The sequence below is a fragment of the Sphaerisporangium rubeum genome (assembly GCF_014207705.1).
Taxonomy (GTDB): domain Bacteria; phylum Actinomycetota; class Actinomycetes; order Streptosporangiales; family Streptosporangiaceae; genus Sphaerisporangium; species Sphaerisporangium rubeum.
In genome coordinates this window covers 1,687,292-1,703,640 of the sequence record NZ_JACHIU010000001.1, presented here as the reverse complement: position 1 = coordinate 1,703,640, position 16,349 = coordinate 1,687,292, and the positions used below count along the sequence as shown (strand labels likewise).

General features: G+C 70.6%; 17 protein-coding genes. 8 read left to right on the top strand and 9 right to left on the bottom strand.

Annotation, left to right across the window (positions count from 1 at the left end; genetic code table 11):
• The first annotated feature begins 71 nt into the window (after positions 1-71).
• Together cofD and BJ992_RS07360 are read left to right on the top strand one after the other, a co-directional pair.
• Positions 72-998, top strand: coding sequence for a 2-phospho-L-lactate transferase (gene cofD / locus BJ992_RS07365; protein WP_184979168.1), 927 nt, complete (start codon positions 72-74; stop codon positions 996-998).
• The gene (locus BJ992_RS07360) at positions 995-2,260 is read left to right on the top strand and encodes a coenzyme F420-0:L-glutamate ligase (protein ID WP_184979167.1); all 1,266 of its coding nucleotides are present in this window, start codon (positions 995-997) and stop codon (positions 2,258-2,260) included. Before cofD ends, BJ992_RS07360 begins: the two co-directional genes overlap by 4 nt.
• A gap of 30 nt (positions 2,261-2,290) precedes the next feature.
• Here BJ992_RS07360 and BJ992_RS07355 read toward each other — a convergent pair whose 3' ends face one another.
• Positions 2,291-4,825 (bottom strand): bifunctional FO biosynthesis protein CofGH, encoded by a 2,535-nt coding sequence (locus BJ992_RS07355; protein ID WP_246497059.1) that lies wholly within the window; start codon positions 4,823-4,825, stop codon positions 2,291-2,293.
• 217 nt (positions 4,826-5,042) lie between these two features.
• Between BJ992_RS07355 and BJ992_RS07350 the strand changes: the two genes are divergently transcribed.
• Entirely contained in the window at positions 5,043-5,183 is a 141-nt protein-coding gene (locus BJ992_RS07350; RefSeq protein WP_184979165.1) for a hypothetical protein, read from the top strand.
• 50 nt (positions 5,184-5,233) lie between these two features.
• On the opposite strand, the gene BJ992_RS07345 is transcribed toward BJ992_RS07350, so the two are convergent.
• Complete coding sequence (locus BJ992_RS07345) at positions 5,234-6,157, bottom strand: DNA glycosylase family protein (protein ID WP_184979164.1); 924 nt, start codon at positions 6,155-6,157, stop codon at positions 5,234-5,236.
• A gap of 28 nt (positions 6,158-6,185) precedes the next feature.
• Positions 6,186-7,289 carry a mannose-1-phosphate guanylyltransferase gene (gene manB, locus BJ992_RS07340; protein WP_343072534.1) on the bottom strand — a complete coding sequence of 368 codons (1,104 nt, stop codon included), beginning with the start codon at positions 7,287-7,289 and terminating at the stop codon, positions 6,186-6,188.
• A gap of 206 nt (positions 7,290-7,495) precedes the next feature.
• On the opposite strand from manB, the gene BJ992_RS07335 reads away from it, so the two are divergent.
• The 3 genes from BJ992_RS07335 (at position 7,496) to BJ992_RS07325 (ending at position 9,444) form a co-directional block, all read left to right on the top strand.
• Positions 7,496-7,966, top strand: a complete 471-nt coding sequence (locus BJ992_RS07335) for a hypothetical protein (protein WP_184979162.1) — start codon at positions 7,496-7,498, stop codon at positions 7,964-7,966.
• Positions 7,963-8,316 (top strand): hypothetical protein, encoded by a 354-nt coding sequence (locus BJ992_RS07330; RefSeq protein WP_184979161.1) that lies wholly within the window; start codon positions 7,963-7,965, stop codon positions 8,314-8,316. The genes BJ992_RS07335 and BJ992_RS07330 overlap by 4 nt, the downstream gene beginning before the upstream one ends.
• A 315-nt stretch (positions 8,317-8,631) precedes the next feature.
• On the top strand, positions 8,632-9,444 hold the full coding sequence (locus BJ992_RS07325) for a DUF1206 domain-containing protein (RefSeq protein ID WP_184979160.1): 813 nt from the start codon (positions 8,632-8,634) through the stop codon (positions 9,442-9,444).
• Between the two features lie 102 nt (positions 9,445-9,546).
• Here the strand turns inward: BJ992_RS07325 and BJ992_RS33670 are convergent, their stop codons facing one another.
• Positions 9,547-9,672: a hypothetical protein gene (locus BJ992_RS33670; protein ID WP_281390318.1), complete on the bottom strand. Its 126-nt coding sequence runs from the start codon at positions 9,670-9,672 to the stop codon at positions 9,547-9,549.
• A gap of 160 nt (positions 9,673-9,832) precedes the next feature.
• Between BJ992_RS33670 and BJ992_RS07320 the strand changes: the two genes are divergently transcribed.
• Entirely contained in the window at positions 9,833-10,156 is a 324-nt protein-coding gene (locus BJ992_RS07320) for a hypothetical protein (protein WP_184979159.1), read from the top strand.
• A gap of 72 nt (positions 10,157-10,228) precedes the next feature.
• On the opposite strand, the gene BJ992_RS07315 is transcribed toward BJ992_RS07320, so the two are convergent.
• From BJ992_RS07315 to BJ992_RS07305, 3 genes are all read right to left on the bottom strand, one after another.
• The gene (locus BJ992_RS07315) at positions 10,229-11,350 is read right to left on the bottom strand and encodes a glycosyltransferase family 4 protein (RefSeq protein ID WP_246496551.1); all 1,122 of its coding nucleotides are present in this window, start codon (positions 11,348-11,350) and stop codon (positions 10,229-10,231) included.
• Between the two features lie 190 nt (positions 11,351-11,540).
• Positions 11,541-12,503 carry a lysylphosphatidylglycerol synthase transmembrane domain-containing protein gene (locus tag BJ992_RS07310; RefSeq protein ID WP_343072533.1) on the bottom strand — a complete coding sequence of 321 codons (963 nt, stop codon included), beginning with the start codon at positions 12,501-12,503 and terminating at the stop codon, positions 11,541-11,543.
• On the bottom strand, positions 12,500-13,342 hold the full coding sequence (locus tag BJ992_RS07305; protein ID WP_343072532.1) for a class I SAM-dependent methyltransferase: 843 nt from the start codon (positions 13,340-13,342) through the stop codon (positions 12,500-12,502). The genes BJ992_RS07310 and BJ992_RS07305 overlap by 4 nt, the downstream gene beginning before the upstream one ends.
• 82 nt (positions 13,343-13,424) lie before the next feature.
• Here BJ992_RS07305 and BJ992_RS07300 point away from each other — a divergent pair, with 82 nt between their 5' ends.
• Positions 13,425-14,366 (top strand): lysylphosphatidylglycerol synthase domain-containing protein, encoded by a 942-nt coding sequence (locus tag BJ992_RS07300; protein WP_184979157.1) that lies wholly within the window; start codon positions 13,425-13,427, stop codon positions 14,364-14,366.
• Here BJ992_RS07300 and BJ992_RS07295 read toward each other — a convergent pair.
• Together BJ992_RS07295 and BJ992_RS07290 are read right to left on the bottom strand one after the other, a co-directional pair.
• The gene (locus tag BJ992_RS07295) at positions 14,324-15,400 is read right to left on the bottom strand and encodes a glycosyltransferase (RefSeq protein WP_184979156.1); all 1,077 of its coding nucleotides are present in this window, start codon (positions 15,398-15,400) and stop codon (positions 14,324-14,326) included. The two genes, BJ992_RS07300 and BJ992_RS07295, sit on opposite strands and share 43 nt — an antisense overlap.
• Position 15,401: 1 nt before the next feature.
• Positions 15,402-16,331, bottom strand: coding sequence for a glycosyltransferase family 2 protein (locus tag BJ992_RS07290; protein ID WP_343072531.1), 930 nt, complete (start codon positions 16,329-16,331; stop codon positions 15,402-15,404).
• Between the last annotated feature and the right edge of the window lie 18 nt (positions 16,332-16,349).

Genomic DNA, 16,349 nt, shown 5'->3' with positions numbered 1-16,349 from the left:
CTGAGCTGGGGCTGATCCGAGGCCCCCGACCGGCCGTCCGGCCGCTCCGGCACGATGGAAGACTTGACAACATGCGCATCGTGACCCTCGCCGGCGGCATCGGCGGCGCTCGCTTCCTCCGCGGGCTCAAGGCCGCCGCCCCCGGCGCCGAGATCACCGTCATCGGCAACACCGGCGACGACATCACCCTGTTCGGTCTGCGGGTCTGCCCGGACCTCGACACCGTCATGTACACCCTCGGCGGCGGCATCGACGAGGAGCAGGGCTGGGGCCGGGCCGGCGAGCACCACATCGTCAAGGAGGAGCTGGCCGCGTACGGCGTCGAGCCGCAGTGGTTCGGCCTCGGCGACCGCGACTTCGCCACGCACATCGTGCGCACCCAGATGCTCGGCGCCGGCTACCCGCTGTCGGCGGTCACCGAGGCGCTGTGCGACCGCTGGCAGCCGGGGGTGCGGCTGATCCCGATGACCGACGACCGCACCGAGACCCACGTGATCATCGAGGACGAGCACGGCCGCCGTGCCGTCCACTTCCAGGAGTGGTGGGTGCGGCTGCGCGCGTCCGTACCGGCGAAGGGGTTCGCGCTGGTCGGCGCCGAGGACGCCAAGCCCGCGCCAGGCGTGCTGGAGGCGATGCACGAGGCGGACGCCGTCATCCTGCCGCCGTCCAACCCGGTGGTCAGCATCGGGACGATCCTCCAGATCCCCGGCATCAGGGAAGCTGTGGAGGCCAAGCCCGTGGCGGGGGTCTCCCCCATCATCGGCGGGGCCCCCGTGCGCGGCATGGCGGACGCCTGCCTGAGCGCGATCGGCGTGGAGACCAGCGCGCAGGCGGTGCTGGAGCTGTACGGCTCGCGACTGGTCGACGGCTGGCTGGTGGCCGAGCAGGACGCCGGGGTGGCGCTCGACGGCGTACGGGTCGTGGCCCGGCCGCTGCTGATGAGCGATCCCGAGGCCACCGCCGCGATCGCGCGCGCGGCGCTGGAGCTGGTCAAGTGATCACCATCCACCCTGTCCCCGGCCTGCCGGAGGTACGGCCCGGCGACGACCTCGCCGCACTGATCGCCGCCGCGGTCCCCGACCTCGCGGCCGGCGACATCCTGGTCGTCACCTCCAAGATCGCCAGCAAGGCCGAGGGCCGGGTGCGCCAGGCCGCGAGCCGCGCGGAAGCCGTCGCCGAGGAGACCGCGCGGGTCGTGGCGCGGCGCGGCGACACGGTGATCGCACAGACCCGCCACGGCTTCGTGATGGCCGCCGCCGGGGTGGACGCCTCCAACACCGAACCCGGCACGGTGCTTCTCCTGCCTGAGGACCCGGACGCGTCGGCGCGCCGCCTCCGCGCGGGCCTGCGGCCCGGGGTCGGCGTGATCCTGTCGGACACCTTCGGCCGGCCGTGGCGCAACGGCCTGACCGACATGGCCATCGGCGCGGCCGGGGTGCGTCCCCTCGACGACTTCCGTGGAAAGTCCGACGGGTACGGCAACCCGCTGTCGGCCACCGTCACGGCGCTGGTCGACGAGATCGCGGCGGCGGCCGAACTGGTCAAGGGCAAGCTCGCCGGGGTGCCTGTCGCCGTGGTGCGGGGCCTGTCCCACCTGGTGACGCCGGAGGACGGCCCCGGCGTGCGGCTGCTGATCCGTCCCGCCGACGAGGACATGTTCCGCTACGGCGCCGCGGACGTGCTGCGTGCCAGGCGAACCGTGCGCGAGTTCACCGACGCGCCGGTGGACCCGGCGGCGGTACGGCGCGCCGTCGCCGCCGCCGTCACCGCACCCGCGCCGCACCACACCACACCGTGGCGCTTCATCCTGCTGGAGACGCCGTCGGCCAGGGAGAAGCTGCTCGACGCCATGCTCGCCGCGTGGATCGCCGACCTGCGCGCCACAGGCTTCACCGAGGAGTCCATCGCCAAGCGGGTGCGGCGCGGCGACGTGCTGCGCCGCGCGCCGTACCTCGTGGTGCCGTGCCTGGTGGCCGACGGCGCGCACACCTACCCCGACGCGCGCCGCAACGCCGCCGAGCGCGAGATGTTCGTGGTGGCGACCGGCGCGGGTGTGCAGAACCTGCTGGTCCACCTGGCCGTGGAAGGCCTCGGCTCGGCATGGGTGTCGTCCACGATGTTCTGCCGCGAGGTGGTACGCGAGGTACTCGACCTGCCGGCGTCGTGGGACCCGATGGGAGCCGTCGCCGTCGGCCACCCGGCCGCGCCACCACGCGACCGTCCGGCACGGGACGCCGAGGACTTCATCGTCACCCGTTGACCCGTCCTCCGGCAGGTCAGGTGTGCGACATCAGGTCGGCGCCAGCGGCAGCGTCCGCCGTACGCTGCCGCACACGCCGTCGCTGGCCGCCGCCGCCGCGACGCGTTCCGGGGACGGCACGCCGTACCCCGTGGTGCGCTGCCGCAGCGGACGGCCGGTCGGCGCCACCATGGCGGCGATCTCGCTGATCGTCTTGTAGGAGCCGTTCTCCGAGCCCGCCATGCGGCTGATCGTCTCCTCCATCAGCGTGCCGCCGAGGTCGTTCACACCACCGGCCAGCACGTCCCTGCACAGGTCGTCGCGCAGCTTCACCCACGAGCACTGGATGTTCGCTATGGCGCCGTGCAGCAGCATCCGGGCCAGCGCGTGCACCGCGCGGTTCTCCCGCGCCGTCGGACCCGGCCGGGCCACCCCCGCCAGGTAGATCGGCGCGCTGTGGTGCACGAACGGCAGCGGCACGAATTCCGAGAAGCCGCCGGTCTCCTCCTGGATGGCCCGGATCGTACGGATGTGCGCCACCCAATGCGCCGGGGTGTCCACATGGCCGTACATCATCGTGGCGGTGGTCGGGATGCCGAGGCGGTGCGCGGTGGTGATCACCTCGATCCAGTCGCGCGCCGGCAGCTTCCCCTTGGTGAGCACCCACCGGACGTCGTCGTCGAGGATCTCCGCCGCCGTACCCGGCAGCGAGTCCACCCCGGCCTCCCGCGCGGCCTGCAGCCAGTCGCGCACGGACATGCCGGTGCGGCTCGCGCCGTTCAGCACCTCCATCGGGGAGAAGGCGTGCACGTGCATGCCGGGAAGGCGGGCCTTGACCGCTTTGGCGATGTCGAAGTACGCCGTACCCGGCAGGTCGGGGTGGATGCCGCCTTGCATGCAGACCTCGGTGGCCCCCGCCTCCCACGCCTCGGCGGCACGGTCCGCCACCTGGTCGAGCGAGAGGGTGAAGGCGTCGGCGTCGGTGCGGCGCTGCGCGAACGCGCAGAACCGGCAGCCGGTGTAGCAGACGTTGGTGAAGTTGATGTTGCGGTTCACGACGTACGTCACGTCGTCCCCCACGGCGTCCCGCCGCAGCCCGTCCGCCACGCGGCACAGCTCCTCGAGGTCCGCGCCGTCCGCGCCGAGCAGTGTGAGCGCCTGCTCGTCGGTGAGGGACGCCGGCGCCGACTCGGCGCGGCGCAGAGCCTCGCGCATGTCTCCTGAGACGTGCGTGGCCGGCCCGGACGGCAGGCGGTCCCGCAGCGCGTCCCAGTCGCCGTACACGTGGTCGAAGTCGTCACGGCGATCCGCCGACCGTCCCTCACCGTCCACGGCCGTGTGCAGGTCCGTGCGGCCGGCGGACGTGAAGCCACCGTCCGGCTCCTGCCAGGGACGTCCCCGCGGGATGACGTCGCGCGCCAGCCCGGTCTCCGGGTCGGCGAGCGCGGCGACGTGACCGGACAGGCGCGGGTCCAGCCACGGCTCGCCGGCCAGCACGTACTCGGGGTAGATCGTCAGCCGCTCCTTGAGCGTGAACCCCGCCGCGGCCGTGCGCACGGCCAGCTCGTCGATCTGCGGCCAGGGACGCTCGGGGTTGACGTGGTCCGGCGTCAGCGGCGACACGCCACCCCAGTCGTCGATGCCGGCCCGGATCATCAGGCCGTACTCGTCGCCGATGAGGTTCGGCGGGGCCTGCACGCGCGCCTTGGCGCCGAGAACGAGCCTCGCCACCGCGATCGTGGCGGCCAGCTCGTGCAGGTCGGCGTCCGGCATGCCGCGCATGGCGGTGTCCGGCTTGGCGCGGAAGTTCTGGACGATGACCTCCTGCACACCGCCGTACTCACGCGCCACCCGCCGGATCGCGAAGATCGACTCGGCCCGGTCGGTCACGGTCTCACCGATCCCGATGAGAATCCCCGTGGTGAACGGCACGTTGGAGCGTCCCGCGTCCTCAAGCACCCGCAGCCGCACCGCCGGATCCTTGTCCGGCGACCCGTGATGCGCGGCCCCCTTCTCCTCGAACAGGCGGCGCGAGGTCGTCTCCAGCATCATCCCCATGGACGGCGCCACCGGCTTGAGCCGCTGCAGGTCGGCCCAGCTCATCACCCCCGGGTTGAGGTGCGGCAACAGTCCCGTCTCCTCCAGCACCCTGACCGCCATGGCCCGCACGTACGACAACGTGTCGTCGTACCCGTGCGCGTCCAGCCACTCCCTGGCCTGGTGCCACCGGTCCTCCGGCCGGTCCCCCAGCGTGAACAGCGCCTCCTTGCACCCGAGCGCCGCACCTTTGCGCGCGATGTCCAGCACCTCGTCCGGACCGAGGAACGCCGCCGGCAGTTTTCCAGGTGCCGTCGCGAACGTGCAGTACCCGCACCGGTCCCTGCACAGCCGCGTCAACGGGATGAACACCTTCCTGCTGTAGGTGACCACCCCCGGCCGTCCCGCGGACTCGAGCCCCGCGTCCCGCACCCGTCCCGCGTACTCCAGCAGCCGATCGAGGTCATCACCTCGCGCGTGCAGCAACACGGCGCTCTCCGCCACGTCGAGCGCCTTACCGTCCCTGGCCCTCGCCAGCGCGCGCCGCATGGCGGCTTCCGTCGGGATCACGTCCATGCCTCGCACAGTACGAAACCCTGGCGACCGGCGCGCGCAGCGGGGCCGAGGGTTTAGCGTTCCTTAAGCTCTCGAACCAGTAATACTCGATAGACGTAAACAGATGCACAGGAACATACTTGAGAGGACAGCAAGTGCTCCCCCGGAACCACCTCGGGAACACACCCCTCTTCCTCACCCGGAGCCCACCATGACCTGGCTCGTCCTCGCCTTCATCATCGCCGCCGCCATCCTCGCCCCGCTCTTCGGCGCCGACACACGCGACGGCCGCAACTGGCAACCCGTCCCCTCCGGCCGGAACCGTGACCAGTTAATGCGGAACAGCCGTTAACCGCGGACCGCCGGTCCAGAACCGGCAGCCACCGGCCGCACAGCGCCGATTCAGAACGACCGATAGTCGCGAGCCGCCATACGGGGGCCGCGCGCCGGCGGCCGGGTTCCGCCGAGTTCCAGGAGGCGGACGACCCGGTGCCGGTGGCCCCGATACGGGGCCAGAAGGCCCAGCATCCCGGCGTCGTCGGTCCTGGCGCCGGTCAGCGACCAGCCGACCAGCGACGGGATGTGATAGTCGCCGACCGAGACCGCGTCCGGATCCCCGTGCGCGCGCTGACGGGTCTCCGCCGACGTCCACACACCGATCCCGGGAAGTGAGCGCATGAGCCGGTCCGCCTCCTCGGAGGTCGCCGCCTCGAACTTCCCGGCATGCGGCGCCGCATTGATGATCGTCCGAGCCCGCACCCCCTCCACCCCGGCCCGATGCCAGTCCCACGAAGGAATGGTGCGCCACACCTCCGGCTCGGGAAACACCCGCATCCCCTCAGGACCCGGCCCAGGAGCCGGCTCACCATAACGGGTGAGAAGCCACCGCCAGGCCCGCCGCGCCTCCCTCCCGACCACCTTCTGCTCCAGCACCGCGGGAACAAGCGCCTCGAAAACCCGCGACGTCCGCCCCACCCGCAGATCCCCGTGCCGCCGCGCCAACTCGTACACCAGCGGATGCCGCATGCTCCCCAGCCGATCCATCAGCTGATGAAACGCGGCCGCCTCATCCCCCCCACCGAGCAACTCCGGCAACGTCTCCAGCATCCACTCGCCCCCCGGCCCGAACGACCGGCCGACCACCACCCCTTCACCGGCACGCACCGACACCCGCAACGTGCCAGGGCCGTCAGGAGTCCGAGCCGTACGCCAGATCGCCCCGTCCGCGGCCTGCTGCCACGCCGGATCCCCGGCCCCCCGCCGATGCGGCCTCAACGTGCCGGCGACATCAACCGGCCCTCCCGGCCGCCACGTCCGTTCCCGCACGAAGCCCAGACTAGCCCCGACCCGGGGTTCAGATCTCGCTGGAGAACCGGACAGAGCAGGCCGGAAGCTGAACCCCCGGCCAGATGCGCACACCGGACAGGAGCTCGTTGTCAGCACCTATCACCGCGTTGTCACCTATGACGGCGTTCTTCAGTACCGCACCTGAGCAGACGCGCGCACCGGCCCCCACCACAGAGTCGTGAATGCCGACCCCGGACTCGATCACGCAGTCCTCGCCGAGAACGCTGCCGTGAACGGTGCTGTCGGACATGACCGTGGCCCTGGCCCCCGCCACCGTGCCGCCGGAGAGTTTCGCGTCAGCGGAGATCTCGGCACCGGGAAGACACAGGAACTCACCGGTGGGACCCGGCAGCGCCGGAGAGTCCAGCCGTCCGAGCACAAGGTCACAGGACCCCTGGACGAACGCGGCAGGCGTGCCGACATCCAGCCAGTAGGTCCGGTCGGGATACCCCATGACCAGGTCACCCGACTCGATCATGCCGGGAAAGGTCTCCCGCTCCACCGAGACGACCCGATCGGCAGGAATGCGATCGATGGCGGCCCGCTGGAAGACGTAACAGCCGGCATTGATCCGATTGGTGACCGGATTCGGAGTCTTCTCCAGAAACGCGGTCACCCGTCCATCGTCCCCGGTAGGAACACAGCCGAACCGAGACGGATCGTCGACCTCGGTGAGATGCAACGTGACAGCAGCCTGCCGTTCCACGTGAAGACGCACCTGCGCACCGATGTCGTGACCCGACAGGATGTCCCCGTTCAACACCAGAACAGGAGCCTCAGGAGCACAGGTCAGCGCCTCAGCCGCGTTCCTGATGGCCCCACCGGTACCGAGCGGCGTGCGCTCGGTCATGTACTCGAGCGACAACCCGAACTCCGACCCGTCCCCGAACACCTCAGCGAACATCTCGGCCCGGTAAGACGTGGCGAACACGATCCGCCGCACCCCGAAGGCCCGCGCACGAGCAAGCTGATGAGCCAGGAACGGCACCCCCGCCGTACTCAACAGCGGCTTAGGCGTCCGCAACGTCAAGGGCCGCAGGCGAGTCCCCTGCCCGCCGACAAGAAGAATCGCCTCAAGGCACGCCGGCCGCGGCGGGTGGCTATCCGTCACACCCGTGAGGCTAGCCGACTGATCCCCCCATCCGCGCAACGAGCCCGACCCCCCGGCATCTCCCCCGCCCGGCCTCCCCGACGCCGCAGTCCCGACCATGACCCGTCCCGCATGGACTGCCTGTCAGACAGGCCGGATCCGACCGAGGCGCCAAGGGTCTCTTTGATCGCTCATATCAGAACGTGTTCTGATGTACCGTGGTGGGTGTGAGCACCAGCCATGCCGACGCAGTGACTTTTTCTGACTTGTCGAGAAATCCCCGAGCAGTCGCCGAGCGCGCGGCACGCTTGGGACGGGTGCGTGTCACCCATCGGGACGCTCCGGACTTCTACTTGACGGCAGCGGGCCGTGAAGAGGAGCGAGAACAGACGCTCACCACCGCCTCCCGGCTGTTTCTTGCCTTGATCAAGCATGATCCCACCGCACGTGCCTTGGTCATAGCCATGCCTGAGGTCTTCCCCTGGGTCCGCCACCTGTCTTCGGACGAACTACGTGCCTTCACTCTGGAACTGGTCGAGGCGCTCTCCGATGCGGCCGAACTGGAGGTCGACGCCACCACGCCGGAGGTCATCGCCGGCTGGCGAGCCACTGCGAGGATCAAGGCCGACCCTGCGCACTACGCCGAGGCTCGCAAGCCCACGAGCGGTGACTTCGGGCCGGTGCAGGTTTCGGCATGAGCCCGAAGCGTGGAGACCGCGTTACGGTGCCACCACCGGATGGCGAGTGGGATATCCGGTTCGGTACCGGCGAAGCGGCCAGGGGCTGGGAAGAGCTGTGCCGTCATGCCTTGGCCAATACGCGCCGATGCTTCGAGGTGCTGCGGGTTGATCCCCGTTCACGCTCCAGCCACGATCGTCGGCATCGCCTACGCGGCGATCTCGCGACTCATCGTCACAACGGCAAGGATTTGGAGCAGTGGGAATTCGAGGTCACCAGCGGCGGGCGTGTCCGCTATGCCATCGATGATGTCACTCGCACTGTCTGGGTGATCTATGCATCGCCTCGGCACCCCAAAGACACCGAATAGCCAACTCTTGCTCCGCGAAGCAAGTGCTGTCACCGGCAGTACCTACTTGATCAAGGTGCCGAATGGGTATTGCGGCATCGGCGGCACCGGTGTCGGCGCAAGTGACCTTCGGCCCGGCGCTCCACGGGGCCGATGACCTCTTCGGAGGAGTAGCCGGTTCGCTGAGACCTCCGGACGGTGGTCAGGCCGGCTCGGAGGTCTCGTCGTGGGTGGAGGAGCCCATGACAGGATGGCGTCGTCGGCCAGGCGTCTGGCCGCCTCCGACGTCTGGCTCCGGCCCCGTCCAGATCGACCTGCCATCCGAGAGGAACCTCGATGACGACTGGGAAGCAGGCCGGCCGGCGGCTGGAGGGTGCGGCCCGGCGGATCGCCGACCACCCTGTCCTGGAGAAACTCGCCAGAGTCGGATTCGCCGCTCGTGGCGTGCTGTACGCGATCATCGGGCTGGCCGCCCTGCAGATCGCCTTCGGCAGAGGTGGGGAGGCCGACAAGAGCAGTGCGATCCACATCGTGCGCGACGCGCCTCTCGGTGACACCCTGCTCTGGGTCATGGCCGTCGGCCTGGTCGCATTGACGATCTGGCACATCTCTGAGGCCATCTGGGGGCGGCCCGAGGTTCGTTACCGCGTCGAGTCCGTCGCCAAGGCCGCCGTCTACGTCGCCCTCGTGTTCTCGATGGTGGCCCTGCTCACTCAGAACAAGGCCGCCTCCTCGACCGACAGCCAGTCGCAGGATGCCGCCAAGGCGCTGTTCGACCTGCCCGGTGGCCAGATCCTGGTCGCGCTGATAGCGCTGGCCCTGATCGGCTTCGGCGTGTCCTGGATGCACGAGGGGTGGACCGGTGAGTTCATGCGGGACATGCACGTGGCCGGGCCGCGCACCCACGCTCTCGTGGTCAACATCGGCCAAGTCGGTTATGTCGCCCGTGGCGTCATCGCTGTCGCCGCCGGCGTGCTGATCGGCCAGGCGGCCCTCACGTACGACCCCGACAAGGCGGTCGGCATCGACGGCGCGCTCAAGTCGCTCGCTGATACCCCGATCGGTCCATGGCTGCTCGTCGTGATCGCCATCGGCTTGGTGCTGTTCGCCGTTTACTGCTTCGCGGAGGCCCGCTGGCACCGCGTGTGAGCCGGACCAGGCTGCGCGCTCAGCTCCCGGCCCCCTGCTCGTCTTGGCTCCGCCACGACGACGGGCCTCGCCATTCAGCGCATCGCTGAATGGCGGTGGACTTCAGGGACGGTTGATCAGCTCGCCGACGTGCAGGGTCGCGGCGAGCACCTCGGGGTCGCCGGTGCGGTCGAGGCAAGCCGGCAACCCGCCGCCTGAGCCGCATGTGCGCGACGGCGCCGCCGGCACACAAGGCTCGTTCCTCGAAATGGGTGGCGAGGTGGAACTGGTTCATCGGTGGGGCTTTTCGGAAAGAGACATCTGGCGGAGGCCTTCGTCCACAGTGGTGACAGGCGCGTAGCCGAGGTGGGTGCGGGCGCGGGTGATGTCGTAGGTCCGGTCGCGGCCCATGAAGGTGATGATCCAGTTGGTGAGAGGTGGCGGCGTGGTGCTGCGCCGGGCCTTGGCGGCGGTCTCCATGAGGGCGGCCAGCGTCGATGCGATCAGGCGCGGGACGCTGCCGGCCTTGCTCACGTCGATGCCGCGGGTTGCGAGTCCGGGCCGGGCCCATCACTACGGCGCACTGCTGCTGACCAGCGTGCACGGCATCCTGGGCATGGAGGCGAGCGGCCAGCTCACCCGGGAGAAATGGCGAACCGACGCCGACGAGATTCTCGAGACCCTCCTCGGCGCGCTCCCGCCGACTGACCGGTTGTGCCCAGAAGCCATCTGACCCGGGCCTTGCGGTCGTGCGCGAAGCGCTCATTCGCACGGACCGAGGCGGTGGGACGCCGCGAGCCTCGGGTCACTGCTCCAGTGCGCGTTGGTAGGACTGGAGGTGGGCCTCGGCTGAGGCTTCCCAGGTGAATTCGCGGGATCTGGCCAGGCCGGCGGTGGAGAGGCTGGTGCGACGGTCGGGGGATTCCAGGAGGGTGCGTAGCGCTCTTCTGATGCTCTCGGCGTCGGGTTCGGTGTAGGAGACCGCTTCGCCGCCTACCTCGGGGAGGGAGGTTCGGTGGGTGGTCAGGACCGGGGCTCCGCAGGCCATGGCTTCCAGTACGGGGAGGCCGAAGCCTTCGCCTCGGGAGGGGAAGGCTACGACCATGGCGGCACCCAGGAAGCCGGGGAGGTCGGCGTAGGAGAGGTAGCCGGGGCGGACTACGCGGACGGTCACGGGGAGTTCCTCTATGGCGGCGTCCACGGCGTCGTCCCAGACGGCGGCGCTGGCGAGGACCAGGGCCGGTGGGGAGGGGAGGTCGTGGACGGCTTGGCCGAAGCCGCGGACCAGGTTGGGGACGTTCTTGCGGGGTTCGTAGGCGCCTAGGAAGGCTACGTAGGGCTGGCCGTGCAGGCCCAGGCGGTCGGTGGCTCTGCGGATCTCGGCCTCGGACGGGGGGTGGAAGAGGGCGGGGTCCACTCCGTGGTAGGCGACGTCTATTCGGGTGGGGTCGGCGCCGAGGACGCGTTCCAGTTCGTCTCTTGTGGCTTTGGAGGGGACGACGACGCGGGCCGCGTTGCGGACTGATGTGCGGGTGGCGGCGCGTAGGAAGGATGCGCGTTCGTCGTCGCCTTGGCCTTCGGTGAAGCAGGTGACGTCGTGCACGGTGGCTACGGTCGGGAGGCCGGAGTGCAGGGGCATGGAGTAGTACGGCGCGTGGATGACCTTGGCGCCTACCTGCTTGGCGAGGACCGGGACTCCGGTCTGTTCCCAGACCAGGCGGGTGCCGCGGCTGGCTATGGCCGGGGGGCCCGGGAGCACCTCGGCCTTCGGGGCCAGCCGGGAGTAGCGTTCGGCGTCGGACCGCTGGCACACGATGGCGAGGTCGGCTCCGGCCTTTCCGAGTGCCGCTACGAGACCGTCGACGTATCGGATCAGCCCGCCGCGATCGGCCGGGACCGCTGCGGCGTCAACGAGAACTCGCGCCATCAAGAGCGTTCGCCCCTTCCGCTCTCACTTCTTCTGTGAAAAGCCGGGCCGGTGTCTTCGCCCCGGTCTCACCCTCTTCACTCTATTCCGCGAGGGCCGGAACCCGTGAGAGAAATCACACCCCTTTTCCCTCGAACCCCGGCCCACGAACAGGCAAACAACAAACCACATGCCATGTCCGGGCACGGATTCAGTCGTGGGACACCTTTGTGCGGCGTGCGGCGAGGCCGGCTGCGGCGGCGCAGATGAGATCGCCCAGGGACACCACAAGGCGGGAGCACAGTGCGGCGGCGATGGCCGGGCCGGCGTCGAGGACGGGGGCCAGTGCGGCGACCATGGCGACTTCGCGTACTCCGGCGCCGGCCGGGGCGATGACCACGACGAAGCCGAGGCACCAGGCCAGCGCGAAGGCGCCGAACGACAGCGTGAAGGCGCGTGGGCCGGTGGCGCCGAGGCCGGCCACGATCAGTGCGAGGTGTGCGCCGTACGCGGCCCAGCCCGTGAAGGCCCAGGCCGCGGAGACCAGGACGCCGCGGCGGGTCAGTGGACGTTCGAGTGGCGGTCGTTTCAGCAGGCGCAGGCCGAAGCTGAGCAGGCCGTTGACGACGCGAGGGTGCAGTGCCGCTACGAGGACCGGTAGGAGCAGGAGGAGCCATGCGTACCGGGTGACGGAGCCGCCGGCGAGGCCCGGGAGGGTGAGGACGGCGACGGTGATGCCGCTGGCCAGGTAGACGGGGTAGGTGAGGAAGAACGCGGCGGCGCTGCGTGGTCGCGGCACGCCGAGATCTCTGCCGAGTTCCATCTGCGCGAGCACGGGCCACAGCGAGCCGGGGATGTACTTGCCGAGCTGGCCGACGAAGAAGACCTTGCCGGCGTCGCGCAGCGGCAGCGGGGAGCCGAGGTCGGCGAGCAGCGCGCGCCACATCATCATGCCGGCGACGAGCGCGGCCAGGACGGCGACCACGGAACCGGCGATCAGGACCGGTGACAGCCGGCCGAAGCCTTCGGCCACGGCGTCCCACCGGCCCGCTACGGCCCACGCGCCGAAGCCGAGCGCGATGGCCAGGAAACCCCAGCGCAGCAGTCTCTTGCGCATGGAGGCGGGTCGCTTCGGGGCCGCGGCGCGGCCGGTGTCCCGGGTGCCGGTGGTCACGGGGTGCGGACCGGCCGTGGCGGTTGGGGGAGGTCGTCGCCGAGGGGTGCGCGGGGGGTTTTGGTGGCGACCCACAGGTAGGTGGGGACGACGGGGAGCAGGCCGCGGAGTGCCGCACCGGGGGTGCGCGCGAGGGTGGCCTGTGCGGCGCGGCCGGCGGGGCCGCCGAACAGCTCGCCACCGGCGAAACGGTCGGGGGTGGCGAGGACCGGCAGGGAGTAGTCCCAGATGTGGAAGTCGCGGAGCATGCGGCGCAGGCCGCCGCGGGTGCGGAAGCGCTCGTGGTAGTGGTCGGCGCGGCCGGACAGCCGGACGTACCGGTCGGCGAGGCCCGGCGGCAGGTAGGACAGGAACGGCAGTTTGTAGTGCGGTTCCATGACGCCGAGCCGGTTGCCGAGGCCGAGATACAGGACGCCGTCGTCGGAGAGCACGCGGTGCATCTCCTTGATCACCGCGTCGGGGTCGACGACGTGCTCGTAGATGTGGTTGAAGACCAGCGCGTCGAGCGAGCCGTCGGGGAACGGCAGGGCCGTGCCGTCGCCGCACAGGAACGTGACGCGGTCGCCGAAGCGCTCGGACGCCTTGCGCAGCCCTGGCACATCGATGTCGACGCCGATGGCGTGCCGCGCGCCGGCGGAGGCCAGCTCGTCGGCGATGAAGCCGGCCGAGCAGCCGATGTCGGCGACGGTCATGCCGTCGAGCGCCTCGCCGGGTTTGCGGCCGAGGAAGTGGCCGAGCACTGCGATGATCTTGGCAGCCTTGCGCCGTCGCTTGGCCTCGTCCAGCATCGCACCCTGGAACTCCGAGTAGGCGAGCTGGACCGCGCGTTCCTTACCCACGCCGTCCAACACTAGTGCGCCGCCGGTGCCCGTCACCCCGAGTCGCGGGTTTCCGAGGGTCCGGGGGCCGTACGCTGGGCTGGTGCTGAGGCGGTTGCGGTCGAGCAGGGTGGTGCGGGCCGGTCTGGCGGTGGTCGCGCTCGGATTTCTCGGGTATGGGCTCGCGGTCAACTGGGGTGCCACATCGGCGGCGCTCGGACTGCTGTCGTGGGGGACGGCGGCAGGGGCCCTGGCGGCGGTGGTCGCGGGGGTGGGCTGCATGCTGGCGGCGTGGCGTGCGGTGCTGGCGGGGCTGGGGTCGCCGTTGCCTTGGCGGGTCGCGGCCAAGGTCATGTGTCTCGGTCAGCTCGGCAAGTACGTGCCGGGGTCGGTGTGGGCCTTCGCGGCGATGATGGAGCTGGCCCGTGACCACGGGTCGCCGCCGCGCCGTACGTTCGGGGCCACCGCGATCGCGCTGGTGATCTCGCTCGGGTGCGCGCTCGGGCTGGCGGCGGCGACGTTGCCGTTCACGTCGCGTGAGGTCGCCGAGCGTGCCTGGTACCTGCTGGCGCTGGTGCCGGTGATCCTGATCGGCCTGCATCCGCGGGTGCTGACGTACGGGCTCAACCTGGTGCTGCGGGTCGCGCGCCGGGAACCGCTGGAGCGGGCCCTGCCGGGCCGGGCCATGCTGGTGGCCGCGAGGTGGACCCTGGCGGGGTGGCTGCTGTACGGGGTGCACGTGTGGCTGCTGCTCGGCGACATGCGGCCGGGTGGCGCGGCGCTGTTCCCACTGGCCGCAGGCGCGTACGCGCTGGCGTGGGCCACGGGCCTGCTGGCGGTGGTCGTGCCGGCCGGCATCGGGGTGCGCGAGGGTGCGATGGTGCTGGTGCTGGCTCCGGTGCTGGACGCGCCGCGCGCGCTGGTGATCGCGGTGGTGTCCAGGCTGGCGTTCACACTGGCCGACCTCATCTGGGCCGGTCTCGGGTTCGTCCTGGCCAGAGGTCAGGCGCCGGCCAGCAGTTCGGAGGCGTACGCGGCCCAGTAGGGCTCGGGGTCGACGGCTTTGACGCCGCGCCGCAGGCGCTCGGGCTCACCGTCGGCGTAGAACCGCTTGAGGGTCTCGGTGAGCGCCGGCACGGAGCCGGCCTCGGTGAGCAGGCCGTCGACGCCGTCGGTGATGTGGTCGGCGAGCGCGCCGACGCGGGTGGCGATGACCGGCACGCCGTGCTCGTGGCCGAGCCAGGCGTTCTGGCTGGCCGTCGCGGAGCGGTACGGCAGCACCAGCGCGTCGGCCGAGGCGAACAGCGCGGGGACGTCGGCGGCCGGGACGTACCCGGGCCGCAGCTCCACGCGGTCGCCGAGCCCGAGCGACGTGATCAGCTCGCGGGTCTGGTCGAGGCCGCCCCAGAACTCCCCCGCCACGGTGAGCGACACGCCGGGGACCTCGGCGAGGGCCCGTAGCAGCAGGTCGAGGCCCTTGTAGTGCCGCACCATGCCGAAGAACAGCAGCCGGTGCCGCACCCCCTCGGCACGCTCCCCCGCGACCCCACCCTCAGGCAGGTGCGGCGGCATCTCGGCGACCCGCACCGGGGTCCGCGACAGGGATCGCGCCAGCTTGGCCTGCTCCCGCGAGTGCACGAGCACCCCGTCGGCGCGGCGCAGCAGGGCCTTGACCAGCGGCCGGTCGTAGGGCCTGCTCTCGTGCGGCAGCACGTTGTGGCACAGGGCCACGACGGGGGCCCCGCGCCGCAGGCCGCGCAGGATGCCGAGGTAGGCGGGGACCTGCACAGGACTGAGCAGGGTCAGCACCACGAGGTCCGCGCCGCGCAACCGCCGGCCGCAGCGCAGCCAGCCGTCCGGCCGGCGCCAGTCGAGGTCGCGCCGCGTGCCGGGGAACGGCTCACCTTCCGGCACGTCGATGGTCTGCTGTCCCGGATAGAGGAACGACGGGTACTGCGCGCGCCACGACTCGATCACGACGTCGTGGCCGAGGGCCGTCAGGCGGTGCGCCAGCTCGGTGGTGTGCTGCGCTCCGCCGCCTTTGTACGGGAAGGCCGGGCCGACGACGGCGACGCGCACGTCAGTCGTTCCGGGAACGGACGATCAGGTCGGCCAGCAGCGCCAGCGACCCGATGATCAGGCCGGACAGGAACGTCATCACGGTGCTCGCCGGGAAGTAGAACGGGTGGCGGAACATGTCGACCACACCCTTGCCGAACGCGATCACGACCAGCCAGATCGCCGGCGGCATGAGGACCTTGAGCGGGTTGAAGTACATCACCATGCGCAGCACCTGCAGGATGTACCGGTAGGCGTCGGAGATGAAGCTGAACTTCGACTTGCCGGCCCGCTTGCTGTACTCGATCGGCATGTAGTGCACGTCGTGCTGGTTGGACAGGAACGCCAGCGTGATCGTGGTCACGCAGGAGAACCCGGGAGGCAGCAGCCGCAGGTACGGCAGGGACACCGACCGCCGGAAGGCCCGAAGGCCCGAGTTGAGGTCGGGGATCTCCTGGCCGGCGAGCCGCTCGGCGACCTTGCGGATGAACCACTTGGCGGGGACCCGCAGGAGCTTGTGCGACCCCTGCTCGCTGGTGCGGGCCCCGACGACCTGGTCGATCGACGGGTCCTTCTCCAGGATCTGCACCAGCTCGGGGATGCGCTCGTTGGGGTAGGTCATGTCGGCGTCGGTCCACACGACGATCTCGCCGCGCGCGTCCTGCGTGCCGATGCGCCGCACCGTGCCGGAGCCGCCGTTGCGGTGGAACGCCACGACCCGCATGCTGGGGAAGCGCGGGGCCGCCTCGCGCAGCCGCGCGAGTGTGCCGTCGGTGGAGTGGTCGTCGACGGCCATCAGCTCGTAGGTGTAACCGCTGGTGTCCATTGCCTGGCAGATGCGCTCGACCTCGGCGATGACGTGGTCCTGCTCGTTGTAACACGGCAGGACGATGGTCACGTACGGCTTCGCGTCCACGGCGGGTCCCGTCTCAGGCTTCTGGGTCACACTCACGTCCGGCGAGAATACCGG